Here is a 13,381-nt window from a genome sequence, read left to right as displayed (position 1 = left end):
GGCTCGGCCCACGCACCCGTCAAAGCCCGAACGGAGCTGCTCATGACTGTCCTCACCTCCTGGTCGACCCCGGCGGTGCCGGTCGACGCGGCGCTGTTCCGTCAGGTGTTCCGGCGCCACGCCGCGGGCGTGGCCGTGGTGACCACCGACGCGGGACGCGGCCCCGCCGGTGTCACCGTGACGTCGCTCGCCTCGCTGTCCGCCGATCCGCCCCTGCTCTCCTTCAGCATCTCCGCGACGGCGAGCAGCTGGCCGCACCTGCGCGACGCCGGCACGGCCGTCGTGCACCTGGTGGGCGCCGAGCGCGCCGAGCTGGCGCACACCTTCGCCACCAGCGGGATCGACCGGTTCGCCGCACCGACGCGCTGGCGCCGGCTGCCCACCGGGGAACCCGTGCTCGACGGCGCGGCGGCCTGGTTGCGGGTCGCGATCGAGCACCGGCACCCCGCCGGCGGATCACACCTGGTCATCGGCCGGGTGATGGAGGCCGAACTCGCCGAGCGGCACGCCCCGCTGCTCTACCACGACGGCGGCTATCACGCCCTCTGACCGCGAAGGAAGCCGATGTGCGGTCGGACCCGGTGGGCCCGGACCAGAACGAGGCGCTCGGGGAAGGGCGCCGCCGCCTGCACCCCGGCGACGGCGAGCGTCCGGCCGTCCCGGGTGGGGTCCCTCCGGCCGGTCGGCCGGCGGCAACGGCGAGATCCGGTAGACGCCGGCGGGGTGCAGGCCGGGCAGGCGTACGCGCCCCGGCGGCGACCACACCCCGGTCGCGGTGGCGGCGAGGGCGTACACCGCCTCCCCGTGCACCCACAACGAACGGAAATCGAGGGTGTGCACGCGCCCGGTAGTGTGCGAGACGGTCGGGCTCACGTGGGCGCCGATCAGCTCGGGAGGCAGCAGCGTGCCGGTCCACCGCTGGATGAGCTGGATTTCCAGCGCGTCGTTGCAGTCACTGGACCATATCCGGTCGGTACGCTCCGGCACCCCAGGTCCACCCGGGAGCCGCCGGAGGAGCAGGGCGGGATCTCCACCCCCGGCTGCCGTCGGCGATGGCGGAACCAGCCGTCGTCGAGCACGAACCGGGCGGGGGCGTCGATGTCATCGGGGACTCCCCTCGGACAACTCGCGTAGCTGTTCGGCCGCCTTCTCCGGCGTGATGTCGCGCTGCGGGCCGGCGAGCAGCTCGTAGCCGACCATGAACTTGCGGATGGTCGCCGAGCGCAGCAGCGGTGGATAGAAATGACCGTGCAGGTGCCACTCGGGGTGTTCGGCCCCGTCGGTCGGCGTCTGGTGCAGCCCCATCGAGTACGGGAAGGTGACGCCGAACAGGCGGTCGTAGCGGCGGGTGAGCCGGCCCAGAATGTCGGCGAGCCCGTCGCGCGCCGGCTCGGTGAGGCCGGGCAGCGACCCGGCGTGGCTGCGCGGCAGCACGAGCGTCTCGAACGGCCACACGGCCCAGAAGGGCACCAGCGCCACGAACTCGTCGTTCGAGGCCACGAGGCGCTCGCCGTCGGCCAGCTCCGCGGCCAGGTAGTCGCACAGCAGGCAGCCGTCGTGCGCGCGTTGCCGCGCCGACTCCTTCACGGCCTCGTTCGGCAACCGTTCCTCGGCCCAGATCTGGCCGTGCGGGTGCGGGTTGCTGGCGCCCATCATCGCCCCGCGGTTCTCGAAGATCAGGACGTGGGCGACCCACGGGATCGCGCCGAGCTCGGTGTACTGCTGGGTCCAGGCGTCGACGACCTGCCGGATCTCCCGCGTACCCATGCCGCCGAGCGTGAGGTCGTGGCGCGGGGAGAAGCAGAGGACCCGGCAGATCCCGCGTTCGGCCTCGGCCACCAGCAGGCCGCCGGACGCCGGTGCCGCGGGCGCGGTGTCGGGCAGCAGCGCCGCGAAGTCGTTGTCGAAGACGTACGTCGACGAGTACCGCGCCGTACGGGCCCCGCCGGCCCGTGTGTTGCCAGGGCAGAGGTAGCAATCGGGGTCGTACGCGGGCCGGCTGTCCGGCACCGGATCCTCCACCTGCCCCTGCCACGGCCGGGCCGTGCGGTGCGGTGAAACCAGCACGTACTCGCCGGTGAGCCGGTTCAGGCGGCGGTGCGGAATGCCGGACAGTGGCGTGCCCATCGGCGACCCCGATCTCCTGGGCGACCTTGAACAGGTCGTTGAGCTGATTGTCGAGCCCGGTGAGGGAGCTGACCGGTTTGCCGCCGATGTAGACGGCGTCGAGGCGCGGTTGTAGCAGGGCCGTGATGTCGGCGGCGCTGGTCGTCACCGGGAACAGGAACGTGGTCTGGACGCGGCGCCGCCGTGACCGGGATCCAGGACCTGCTCGGCGGGGCCTGGTCCGCTATCGCCCCGGCACGGGCCCGAAGCTGTCCACGACCACGGTGAGCTTCGGCAACTGAGCCGTCCACGCCGCCGTCGGCGTCCGCCATTCCACGGCGTACCCATGGCTCTTGACCGTCAGCAGCCGCCGCAGGACGCGCATCTGCCGCCCGGACCGGTCCTCGACCGTGTATTCCCACACGCCGTTCTCGATCCTGATCCTCCGGTACGAGGCGGGCCGCGCCTTGCCCTCCTCGGCGGTGAGCGCCGCGACGCTGTTACCGGGTGGTGCGGTGGATCTGCCGATGCTCAGGGTGAGCCCGCCCTGCGGGGCGGTGAACGTCAGCTCGCCCGTGGGATCCCGGCTGTGCCGCCAGCCCCGGGGCACGGCCACCCGGAATCCCGTGGGGTCGTTCCACCAGGTGAAGTCGCCGGGCAGCACCACCACCCGCCGGACGGTGGGAGACGCCGTCGCCGTGGTCGGCGTGCCGGTCGGGTCGCCCTTGCCGGTGGTGCTGGCGGCAGCCCCGACCGCGGCGATGACGGCCGCCGTCGCGGCCGCCGTCGCCCAGCGGACACGCCGGAGCCGGGGGCGTTCTGCGGCGGCGGAGGGCGGCGGGGGCGGCGCCGGTGGCCCGGCCACCCGGCGGAGCCTCTCCTCCACGTCGGAGGGCAGCAGCCGGGCCGCGGGGTCGTGCTGCAGCAGACCTTCCAGTACGCCCGTGAGTGGCCCCGCGCGCCGGGGCGGCCGTCCGGCGTACGGAGGATGACCCTCCACGGCGTGGTAGAGCGTCGCGCCCAGCGACCACAGGTCGGCCTGCGGGGTCCGGTCCCCGCCGAGCAGCCGTTCCGGAGCGACGTACCTCGGTGATCCGGTGTGGCCCGGCGGGCGGGCGCCGTCCTCGGTGGCCGGCGGACCGAAGTCGGACAGCACGATCCGCCCGCCGTCGCCGATCAGGACGTTCGCCGGCTCGACGTCGAGGTGCAGCACGCCGGTGCCGCTCGTGGCGGTCAGCCCGTGCAGGACGGCCAGGCCGATGGCCGCGACCCGGGCGGGCGGCAGCGGACCGGTCTCCTCGATCACCTGCAGCAGCGAGCGGGAGGCGACGTACTCCATCACGATCCACGGCTCGTCCTCGTCGGGCAGCACGTCGAGGACGCTGACCACGTTCGGGTTGCCGATCCCGGCGAAGGCCCGCGCCTCGCGCATCGTCAGCTCGCGGACCACCTCCTGCTCGTCGGCGCCCAGCCCGGCGGGCGGCACGCACTTGCGGATCGCGACCTGGCGGTGCAGGACCTCGTCGGCGGCCAGCCACACGCGGCCCATCCGCCCGGTGGCGAGCGTGCGAAGCAGCCGGTACCGCCCGGCCACCAGTTGTTCCTGCGGCGCCATGCCGTCACCTCGGAGGTTGCGAAGGTCAGCGGCCCTCTCGACCGTACTCGCCCACGTACGGGGATTTCATCTCCCGTTGCACGGATTTCGGGTGATGCCGGATGGTCCACAAGGGCGGTGAGGATCTCCGCTCGGAGGACTCGACCGGCGTCGATGCCAGCGTAGGGTCGGCGGCGGGATGACCGTCGGCAACCGCCCGGGCGCGTCGCGCTCATGGTTGCCGTTCCTGCACGACTGACGGACGGCGAGGCAAATGCGGATAGGCAGAATCGGTCACCGAGGGCACCTGGTCGCGATGTTGTGCGCGGCGCTGGCCGTGGTCCTGGCGGCCGGGCCGGCCGCCGTCGGGTCGCGAGCGGCGCCGGTGGCCGATACCGGTCACGAGCATGCTCATACCGAGGGCGCGCCCGCCGCCACCGCGGCCGATCAGGCGGTGCGTTTCCAGGCGCTGCTCGGGCAGCACTCGGTGCTGGCGGCCGACCTGATGCGCAGCCGGATCCGCGGTGACGACAACTTCGCCCAGGCCGCGAACGCCGCCCTGGGCGGCAACACCGATGCGATGACCGCCCTGGTCGGGCAGCTCTTCGGCGCCGCCACGGGGGAGAAGTTCCGGCCCCTGTGGTCGCAGCACGTCGTCGCGCTGTTCGCGTACGCGGGCGCCGTGGCCGAACAGGACGAAGCCGCCAAGGCTCGCGCACGCGAGGATCTGGTCGGGTTCGAGAAGAAGCTCGCCACCTTCTTCGCGGGCGCCTCGCACGGCCGGCTCCCCGCGGACGCGGCGCGCGAGGCGGTCGTCATGCACGTCAACCATCTGACGAAGCAGGCCGACGCGTACGCGGCACACGACTACGCGCAGTCGGACCGGTTGTACCGGGAGGGATACCAGCACACGTACGACCTCGGCCTGACGCTGGCCGACGCGCTGCTGCCGGCCCGTGACCGCGCCACTCTGCGTACGCCCATCTGGCGGTTGCGCTCCCAGCTGGGCAAGGTGCTGGCCGAGCACGCCGTGCTGCTGGAGGACGTCACCCGTGCGGCGGTCACGAACACCGCGGACTTCGACGCCTCCGCCGACATGATCAACGGCAACACACGGGATCTGGCGGCCGCGGTCGACACCCTGTTCGGGGCGCCCACCGCGCGGCGGTTCCAGTCACTGTGGGCGTCGCACGTGGAGCTGCTCGTCGCGTACGCGGGCGCCACCGCGGCCGGCAAACCCGACCGCAGGCACGAGGCGCGGTCCCAGTTGCGGACCTTCGAGACGCGCATGGCCGCCGTGCTCGCCCCGGCCACGGGCGGGCGACTGTCACCGGCCGACCTGTCCGCGGCGCTGCAGGCACACGACCAGATGCTGCTCGACCACGCCGACGCGTACGCCGCCCGGGACTACCGGAACGCGCAGGACGTCGCGGACAAGACGTACGAGCACATGTTCGCCCTGGCCCGCCGGCTCGCCGACGGATTCGGCGCGACCGTCGCCGCGCGCCTGCCACGCGGCGGCGCTCAGACCGGTTACGGCGGGCTCGCCGTGGTAAACCGTTGACATGCCCGTGTACGCCCGGACGGTGTCCCTGGGATGCCTGGCGCTCGTCCTGATCACCGTGCTGACCGGTGCCCCGCGGCGCGCGCCCCGGCCCGGCACCGCCACGCGGGTGGTGCCGGTGGCCACGGCGCCGGTCGCGGCGGAGGGCTTCCGGTCGGCGCGCACCTACACCGCCGTGGCCCCGCCGGTGCGCCTGCGCATCGGGGCGCTGCACGTGGACAGTGTGGTGCAGCGGCTCGGCCTGCAACCCGACGGCAGCGTCGCCGTCCCCGAGAGCCCGGACGTGGCCGGCTGGTACGTGCGCGGCCCCCGGCCCGGCCAGCCCGGACCCGCGGTGATCCTGGGCCACGTCGACTCCCGCGCCGGCCCGGGCATCTTCGCCCGCCTCGGCACCGTCCGGCCCGGCACCCGGGTCGCCGTCGATCGCGCCGACGGCAGCACGGTGACGTTCCGGGTCACCGGGGTGTCGCGGGTGCCCAAGGTCAAATTCCCGACCGATCTCGTGTACGCCCCCAGCCTCGACGCCACCCTCCGGCTCGTCACCTGCGGCGGAAGCTTCGACCGCTCTCGAGGAAGCTACCGGGACAATGTCATCGTGTTCGCGGACAAGGTCTGAGCTCCGCCGGCGGCGTACCCCGGCACTGCTGGCGGTGCTGCTCACGGCGGTCACGGCGATCCAGTGGCCCGCCCCCGGGGCGGCGGCCGCCCCGGTCGCCCTGCCGATCACCGCGGCCCTGGTCCGCGGCGACCGCACGGCCCTGGTCGTCGACCTGAGCGCCGGCACCCGGCCGGGCAGGCCGAGCGTCACGGTGACCCGCGACGGCGTGCCGCAGCAGGCGAACCTGGTCCCGCTCGTGTCCGACGGGCTCGCCGTGGCGCTGGTCGTCGACACGTCGGTGGCCGGAGCCGCCACGCTGCCGACGTGGCAGAGCGCCGCCGCCCGGTTCATCCTCGAGGCCCCGCCGACCACCCAGGCCGTCGTGATCGCCGACTCGGCCCCCGCCGCGGTGATCGCCGGACCGGAGCGGGGTCCGAGCGGCACGGTTCGTGCGCTGACGTCGGTGCCGGCCCGGGGCGCCCGCGACACCGCCGCGGCGCTGAGACTGGCGATGCGGCAGTTCCCGGCCGCGGCGCTGGGCCGGCGGCTGGTCGTCCTCTACACGACCGGCACGGATGCCCGCGGCGAGGACGCCGCCGGACTCGGCGACACGTTCCGGCAGAGCGGCACCGTGCTCGTGGTGGTCGGAGCGGCAAGTGCAGGCCCGTACTGGGCGACCGCGGCGGCGGCCACCGGCGGCTTCTTCGCGCCCGCGGGCGACCCCGTCGTCATACCCGCGCTGGACCAGGTGTCGACCGTGCTGCGGAGCCGCTACCTCGTCGAACTCCCGACCCCGCCCACACTGCCCGCGCGGCTGTCCGTACGCGTGGACACCGGCGACCTGACCCTGACCGGCGACGCGATCGTGGCGGCGCCGCCGTCCCCGGCACCCGCGAAGGACCCGGGCCTGACCCGCACGGCAGTGCTGCTGTGGATCGCGGTCGCCGGCGCGGCCGTGCTGGTCGCCGTGGCCGCGTACCTGCGGCGCCGCCGTCCCCGTCCGGCCGCCGCCGAGCCGCCGGCCCCACCGGCCCCGCTCGTCGCCGAGCCGGTGGCGCGGGGACACGCGGCTGTGCCGCCGCCGGTGGTCCGCGGCCGCGCCACCGTACACAATGATCGGCCGCCGGATCACCCGTAGGGCAGGTAGTAGGCCCCGCTCCCACTGAAGTCGTGCCCGGCGCCGGCCGGACAGTATCCCGTGCCGTTGCCGCTGTACGCCAGGCAGTAGCACTTGTTGCACCACCGCCACCCCGGTTGCTCACCGGACGGGGGAGTGCCGTACGCCACCCGGTAGTCCCCGCTCGTGTTGCGGTTGTGGACGCCGCCGTTGTGGCAGCGCCCGTCCGACGCGCTGCCGCCGTACCAGAGGCAGTAGCACCTGTTGCACCAGCGCCATCCCGCCTGGCCGGGCCCGGACGTGTGGGTGACGATGTAGTTGCCGCTGCCGCCGTAGTCGTGGCCCCCACCGAGGATGCACCACGCCGTGGTGGTCCCGCCGCCGTAGAAAAGGCATTGGCACCGGTTGCACCACCGCCATTGCGACTGCACGGCGTCGGTCCCCGGCCCCTTGGCCACGGCCGGCCCAGACATCAGGGCTCCGGCCCCGATGATGCCCGCGGTGACGGCACCGGCCCTGAGTACGGCCCGGCGCGGCAGCTCGTGCCGCCTTATCCCAGCTGTGTCCACGGTTTCCCCCTCGGTCAACGCATTGATGTATGCCTATGCGACAGAGGCTTCACCATGCGGGTGGGTGGCGGCAAGAGCAGGCGGCTCTGATCATTTTCAATTGGCGCCTGAATGCGATTTCGACGAAATAACAGATGTCCCGAAACGGTGGCACGGGCGCGTATTTCACAGCTTTGAACGAACGACAATTCCCGACGATCAGCAGCGGCGGCTCGATGAACGGGGTGCCGCGCCGATGTGCGGGAGATGGATCTCGACGAGCGTCAGCGCCGGTGGGACGCCGGTACCGCCGACGGCTCCCAGCGGTGGGCCTCAGCCCTTCGAGAGGGCGCGTTCCAGTTGTGCCTTGGTCATGGACGAGCGGCCCGGGATGCCGCGGCGGCGGGCTTCGGCGTACAGGTCGGTCTTCGACCGGCCGGGGGTTCCGGCGGCCGGTTTGCCGAGTTCCTGCCAGCGGGATTCCGTCATGTCCACGCCGAACTTCTTGGCGGCGCGCTTGATGCGGCGGAAGGCCTCGTCGCGTTCCGAGTCGGTCACGTCGCGCACCTGATCGAAGCGGGCGATCGCGTTGCGCACGTGCCGGGCGTCGCTGAGCGGTTCCTTGCGGACGCGCGGGAACGCGAAGGTGCTGTCGGGCATCGCGTCCCGCTCGGCGGCGGTCAGCTGTCGTGTCCTGGTGGCCATTCCCCGTGGTTACCCGCCGGCGGGGACGGTCATGCCGCCGGCAGGTCCGCAACCCGATGCCAACCGAAAAGCAACCGGACCCGGAAGGCGGCACGGCCCGGAACCCTTCATTCGGCGGCCGTCGTGCCGATCAGGCGCCACGACCCGCAGACCGTCGGTGACCGTGAGCGTCGCCGACCAGCCGGCCGGAGTGAGGAGGGACGCAGGGTTGCGGGAGTTGAGGTACGCAGTCCGCGGTGCGAACGCCGTTGTCGTGGGCATCCACGCTGTAGCCGTGCTGATCGCCGGCTTCTGGCTGTTCACGACCGCCGGAGGCCCCGCTGCCGCCGCGTTGTTCGCCAACGTCGCCGAGGCGGGAGCGTCCCTCTACGCCGCGATCGCGTGCGGCCGGAGCGCACGGCGGACACGCGGCCGGGGCCGGCGTGCCTGGGCGATGCTGGGGCTGGGCGCGGCGACCTGGTCGGCGGGTCAGTTCCTCTGGACGTGGTACGAGAACGTGCAAGGCATCGAGGTGCCGTTCCCCTCCCTCGCCGACCTGGGTTTCCTGGCGTTGGTGCCGCTCACCGTCGCCGGCGCCGGTGCCTTCGTCGACCTGCGGCGCGGTACGGTCCGGATGCTGCTCGACGCCCTCCTCATCACCGGGTCGATGTTCTACCTCAGCTGGGCCACGGTTCTCGGCCCGCTCTACGCCGCCGGCGCCGGGAGCACCTTCGAATGGCTCGTCACGATGGCGTACCCCGCCGGTGACGTCATCGTGGGCAGCATGATCTTCATCCTTCTCGGGCAGGTGCGAGGGGCCCAGCGCCTGGTCTTCGGCGTCCTCGGTGCCGGCTATCTCGCGCTCGCGGTCGCCGACAGCGGCTTCGCCTATCTCATGCAGAGCGGGACGTACACCAGCTCGAGCTTCGCCGACTTCGGCTGGATCTGCGGCTTCCTGCTGATCGGGCTGGCGGCGGGGCTGCAGCACCGGTGCGGGCCCCTGCGGATCGTCGGTACGGCCCGGACCTGGGTCGCCCTGCCGTACGTGCCGCTGACGGTGGCGATCGCCGCGTCGCTGGTGGTCACGGTGCAGCGCGGCACGGTCGGACCGATGCTGTACACGTTGTCGACCGTCCTGGTCGTCGTCGTGGTGATCCGGCAGCTGCTGAGCATGCGCGACAACCACCGCCTCACCATGGAGCTGCGGGCCACCGTGGGCAACCTGCGCCTGCGCGAGGTGGAGCTGCGGGCGAGCCAGGAGAAGCTGATGAGCCGGCAGGAGGAGCTGCGGCGCCTGGCGTTCACCGACATGCTGACCGGGGTCGCCAACCGCTCGGGCCTCTTCCGTCACCTCGACACGCTCGTGGAGCGACCCGGCGGTGAGGGCTTCCTCTCGATGCTCTACGTCGACCTGGACGGATTCAAGGACGTCAACGACACGCACGGCCATGCCGCGGGCGACGCGCTCCTGGCCGCCGCGACGAGCCGGATGAGCGCGGGCCTGCGTACCGGTGATTTCCTCGCCCGGATCGGCGGCGACGAGTTCGCGATCGTCGTCGCGCACCACGACGCGGGCGAGGCGAACACCCTCGCCGGCCGGCTGGTCGCCGCGCTGACCAGTCCGTTCGAGATCGGCGGGCAGACGGTCGCCGTAGCCGCCAGCATCGGCGTGGCCACCCAGCCGGCAGCCACCGCCGACCCGCAGGAGCTGCTGCGCGACGCCGACACCGCGATGTACACGGCGAAGCTGTCCGGCAAGGGCCGGTACTGCGTGTTCGCCATCGAATCCGGCATGCCGCCGTTACCGCTCCGATAGCGAATCTTCCGGTGCCCTTAAGGCGCCGGCACCGAGACTCCCAGCGTCACGAAGATCGATACGGCTCCTGGGAGGACCGCTCGTGAGCCATGCGAGGAGAAGCAGGGCCGCGCTGCGAGCGACGGTGTTCGGTGCGGTGACGCTCGCGGTGCTCGGAACGGGGGCGATCGTCACCGCCGGCTACGCGGTCACCGGCGGGATCCCGCAACCGGACGCCCCGGACCGCCTCGCCGTCAGCGCGGCCGCCGCCGGCCGTGGTCTCACGCAGCCGGTCGCGGCGCCGGACATCGACGGTGCCGAGGTCGAGGCGCACCTGAAGGAGTTCGCCCGCCTGGCCGACGCGAACGGCGGCAACCGGGCCCACGGCACGGCCGGGTACAAGGCCTCGCTCGACTACGTGCAGGGCAAGCTCGACGCGGCGGGGTACAGCACCCGGATCCAGCAGTTCACCTTCGGCGGCAGGACCGGGTTCAACCTGATCGCCGACCTGCCCGGCCGCGGGGACCCGGACCGGGTGGTCATGCTCGGGGCGCACCTGGACAGCGTCGCCGAGGGGCCCGGCGTCAACGACAACGGCAGCGGCTCGGCGGGCATCCTGGAGGTCGCCCTCGCCTATGCCGCCGCCGGCGCGAAGGGTGACAAGGCCATCCGCTTCGGCTGGTGGGGCGCGGAGGAGGAGGGCCTGGCCGGGTCGAAGGCGTACGTGGCGTCGCTGCCGGCCGCCGAGCAGGCCAAGCTGACCGCGTACCTGAACTTCGACATGATCGGTTCGCCCAATCCCGGCTATTTCGTCTATGACGACGACCCGCGGGGCGCCTTCATCACCCAGGCGTTCGAGGAGGGCTTCGCCGCCGAACAGGTCCCGTCCGAGGGCGTCAGCGTCGACGGCCGGTCGGACCACGCCTCGTTCATGGCGGCCGGCATCCCCAGCGGCGGTACGGCCACCCTGAGCCTCGCACCGGCGATGAGCCAGGCCCAGGCGGCGAAGTGGCACGGCAAGGCGGGGCAGCCCTTCGACCCCTGCTACCACAAGGACTGCGACACCATCGACAACGTCAGCGCCGCCGCGCTGGACACCCACACCGACGTGGCCGCGTACGCCGCGTGGAAGCTGACCGGGGTGCAGGCGACGATCGAGCCGGCCGCCGGCGCCCCGCGGTCTCGGGCATTGACCTTCTAGGGCGGGGAGGTGGCCGGGGACGGATCCGTGGTGGGCGCGGATCGTCCCCGGCCGCTATGGTCGGCACTTGATCTTTCGACCGGCGGTGCTCCTGGAATGAGACGCAGTTACGTTCGCGTCGCCCTCGCGGTGACGACGCTGGTGGCCCTGGCGTTCGTCATCCCGCTGGCGCTGCTCGTGCAGACGGCGGCCCAGGACCGCGCGCTGCGCGAGGCGGAGCGGCAGGCCCTCGGCCTGTCGGCCGTGGTGGTGGTCGCCACGGACCGCGACCTCGTCCTGAACTCGATCATGAGTACGGAGGCCGGCCAGCAGGGCCGGCTCGCGGCACACCTGCCGACGCTGGGCACGGTGGGGACCTCCCGGGTCGCCCCCGGCGCGATCATTCACGTACGGCAGCAGCAGAGCGCCGGCACGGTGAACGTCGCCGGGGGGCGGGCGTACCTGCGCCCGGTGGCGCTGCCCGAGGGCCTGATCGCGGTGATCGAGGTGTACGTGCCGTCGAGCTCGCTGCGGGCCGGCGTCGGCCTGGCGTGGCTCGTGCTCCTCGGCGAGGCGATCGTCCTGGTGGGCGTCTCCACGCTGCTGGCGGACCGGCTCGCCGCCCGGGTGGTACGCGCCAGCGGCGACCTGGCCCGGACCGCCACCAGCCTCGGGGCGGGCAGCCTGCACGCAAGGGTACGGCCGAGCGGCCCCCGGGAGATCGAGGAGGTCGGCGGCGCGCTCAACGTCCTCGCCGACCGGTTCGCCGAGCTGCTGGCCACCGAGCGCGCGCTGGCCGCCAACCTCTCCCACCGGCTCCGGGTGCCGCTGACGGCGCTGCGGCTGAACACCGAGGCGCTGCCGGCCGGCGCAGACCGCGACCGTCAGCTGCGGGTCGTCGACCGGCTCGAGAACGAGATCAACGCAGTGATCGTCGAGGCCGCCCGCCCGCTCGCGGCGCGACCGCGGCTGCGCTGCGACCTGGCCGCCGTCGTCACCGACCGGACGGAGTTCTGGGGCGCCCTCGCCGAGGACCAGGGCCGGCCGTGGCAGGCCGAGCCGCCGCCGGCCGGAATCACCGTGCCGGCCGCCTTCTCGGTGGTCGCCGAGGCGCTGGACGTGCTGCTGGGCAACGTGTTCCACCACACCCCGGAGACGGCCGCCTGCCGGGTGTCGGTCCAGCCGGGCGCCGAAGAGGTCTCCGTGACGGTGGAGGACGCCGGGCCGGGCTTCCGTGACCCGGAGGCCGCCGTGTCCCGCGGTGCCAGCGACGCCGACTCCACCGGGCTCGGCCTGGACATCGCCCGGCGCCTCGCCGCCGAGACCGGCGGCCGGTTCGACGTCGGCCGCAGCGAGCTGGGCGGGGCCCGCGTCGTCCTCACCCTCGGCGTCGCCGGCGAGGACGCGCCGCCCCGGGCGGAACGCCGGCCGCGATTCTGGCGGCGGCTGGGCGGTGCGCATGCCCGGCGGTAGGTCAGCCGGCGTTCTCCGGCGCGGACAGGCGGATGCCCACCCCGCGGAGGGTGTGCAGGTAACGCGGCGCGGCGGCGCGCTCGCCCAGCTTGCGACGCAGCCAGGTCACGTGGACGTCGACCGTCTCGAGCGAGCGGCTCTCCGAGCACCACACGTCGTCGAGGACCTGGCGCCGGGTGACCACCTTGCCGGCCCGCTGCATCAGGTACGCCAGCAGATCGAACTCGAGCCGGGACAGCTGCAGGGGCGCGCCGTCGAGCGAGACCGTACGCGCCTCCCGGTCGAGCACCAGGCCGCCCACCGTCAGCGTGGTGACCTTCGGCCCGGCGCCGCGGCGCAGCACCGCCGCGATCCGCGCCTCGAGCTGCTCGGCGGAGTACGGCTTGACCACGTAGTCGTCCGCACCCGCCCGCAGCAGGCGGATCATCTCGCTCTCCGCGCCGCGGGCGGTCGCGACGACGACCGGCACCGCCGACGTGGCCCGGATGCGGCGCAGCACGGTGGCGCCGTCGAGGTCCGGCAGGTTGAGGTCGAGGACCACCACGTCCGGACGCGAACTCGCCAGCTCCCGCAGGCCGTCGAGCGCGTCCGCGCAGAGGCGTACGACATGTCCGGTCACGGACAGTGAGCGGTCGATGGCCTCCCGGACATCGCGGTCGTCCTCGATCACCAGTACGTGAGCCATAGTCATAATCTATCGATCGTTAAGGCAGAATGTAATC

The 13,381-nt window shown here is 73.1% G+C and carries 12 protein-coding genes and 1 pseudogene; 7 read left to right on the top strand and 6 right to left on the bottom strand.

The genetic code is table 11. The annotated features are described in order from the left end of the window. Positions 1–42 precede the first annotated feature (42 nt). Complete coding sequence (locus ACIBO8_RS20880) at positions 43–549, top strand: flavin reductase family protein (protein WP_396116918.1); 507 nt, start codon at positions 43–45, stop codon at positions 547–549. Here the strand turns inward: ACIBO8_RS20880 and ACIBO8_RS20875 are convergent. The 3 genes from ACIBO8_RS20875 to ACIBO8_RS20865 all read right to left on the bottom strand — a co-directional run bounded on the left by ACIBO8_RS20875 (position 457) and on the right by ACIBO8_RS20865 (position 3,721). Continuing rightward, entirely contained in the window at positions 457–987 is a 531-nt protein-coding gene (locus tag ACIBO8_RS20875) for an alpha-galactosidase (RefSeq protein ID WP_396116917.1), read from the bottom strand. The two genes, ACIBO8_RS20880 and ACIBO8_RS20875, sit on opposite strands and share 93 nt — an antisense overlap. A 114-nt stretch (positions 988–1,101) precedes the next feature. Next, entirely contained in the window at positions 1,102–2,127 is a 1,026-nt protein-coding gene (locus ACIBO8_RS20870; RefSeq protein ID WP_396116916.1) for a UDP-glucose--hexose-1-phosphate uridylyltransferase, read from the bottom strand. Positions 2,128–2,350: 223 nt separating this feature from the next. Continuing rightward, positions 2,351–3,721 (bottom strand): serine/threonine-protein kinase, encoded by a 1,371-nt coding sequence (locus ACIBO8_RS20865; RefSeq protein WP_396116915.1) that lies wholly within the window; start codon positions 3,719–3,721, stop codon positions 2,351–2,353. 253 nt (positions 3,722–3,974) lie between these two features. Here ACIBO8_RS20865 and ACIBO8_RS20860 point away from each other — a divergent pair, with 253 nt between their 5' ends. From ACIBO8_RS20860 to ACIBO8_RS20850, 3 genes are read left to right on the top strand one after another with little or no spacing between them, the layout of a single operon-like run. After that, positions 3,975–5,264, top strand: coding sequence for a hypothetical protein (locus ACIBO8_RS20860; RefSeq protein ID WP_396116914.1), 1,290 nt, complete (start codon positions 3,975–3,977; stop codon positions 5,262–5,264). 1 nt (position 5,265) lies between these two features. Further along, the gene (locus ACIBO8_RS20855; RefSeq protein ID WP_396116913.1) at positions 5,266–5,880 is read left to right on the top strand and encodes a class F sortase; all 615 of its coding nucleotides are present in this window, start codon (positions 5,266–5,268) and stop codon (positions 5,878–5,880) included. A 34-nt stretch (positions 5,881–5,914) separates the two neighbouring features. Next, positions 5,915–7,000 (top strand): VWA domain-containing protein, encoded by a 1,086-nt coding sequence (locus tag ACIBO8_RS20850; RefSeq protein ID WP_396116912.1) that lies wholly within the window; start codon positions 5,915–5,917, stop codon positions 6,998–7,000. Here ACIBO8_RS20850 and ACIBO8_RS20845 read toward each other — a convergent pair. Continuing rightward, the gene (locus tag ACIBO8_RS20845) at positions 6,991–7,452 is read right to left on the bottom strand and encodes a hypothetical protein (protein WP_396116911.1); all 462 of its coding nucleotides are present in this window, start codon (positions 7,450–7,452) and stop codon (positions 6,991–6,993) included. The genes ACIBO8_RS20850 and ACIBO8_RS20845 overlap by 10 nt on opposite strands. A 408-nt stretch (positions 7,453–7,860) precedes the next feature. After that, a complete protein-coding gene (locus ACIBO8_RS20840; protein WP_396116910.1) occupies positions 7,861–8,232 on the bottom strand; it encodes a DUF6582 domain-containing protein in 372 nt (123 codons plus the stop codon). A 217-nt stretch (positions 8,233–8,449) separates the two neighbouring features. Between ACIBO8_RS20840 and ACIBO8_RS20835 the strand changes: the two genes are divergently transcribed. The 3 genes and pseudogenes from ACIBO8_RS20835 (at position 8,450) to ACIBO8_RS20825 (ending at position 12,659) form a co-directional block, all read left to right on the top strand. Beyond that, the gene (locus ACIBO8_RS20835; RefSeq protein WP_396116909.1) at positions 8,450–10,027 is read left to right on the top strand and encodes a diguanylate cyclase domain-containing protein; all 1,578 of its coding nucleotides are present in this window, start codon (positions 8,450–8,452) and stop codon (positions 10,025–10,027) included. A 190-nt stretch (positions 10,028–10,217) separates the two neighbouring features. Then, positions 10,218–11,207: pseudogene (locus tag ACIBO8_RS20830) on the top strand (M28 family peptidase); the annotation flags it as partial. 96 nt (positions 11,208–11,303) lie between these two features. Beyond that, a complete protein-coding gene (locus ACIBO8_RS20825; RefSeq protein ID WP_396116908.1) occupies positions 11,304–12,659 on the top strand; it encodes an ATP-binding protein in 1,356 nt (451 codons plus the stop codon). A gap of 1 nt (position 12,660) precedes the next feature. On the opposite strand, the gene ACIBO8_RS20820 is transcribed toward ACIBO8_RS20825, so the two are convergent. Further along, complete coding sequence (locus ACIBO8_RS20820; protein ID WP_396116907.1) at positions 12,661–13,344, bottom strand: response regulator transcription factor; 684 nt, start codon at positions 13,342–13,344, stop codon at positions 12,661–12,663. Between the last annotated feature and the right edge of the window lie 37 nt (positions 13,345–13,381).

The sequence above is a fragment of the Actinoplanes sp. NPDC049681 genome (genome assembly GCF_044465265.1).
Lineage (GTDB): Bacteria > Actinomycetota > Actinomycetes > Mycobacteriales > Micromonosporaceae > Actinoplanes.
The sequence above is the reverse complement of the archived record's forward strand: the minus strand, read 5'-3'. Positions and strand labels throughout refer to the sequence as shown.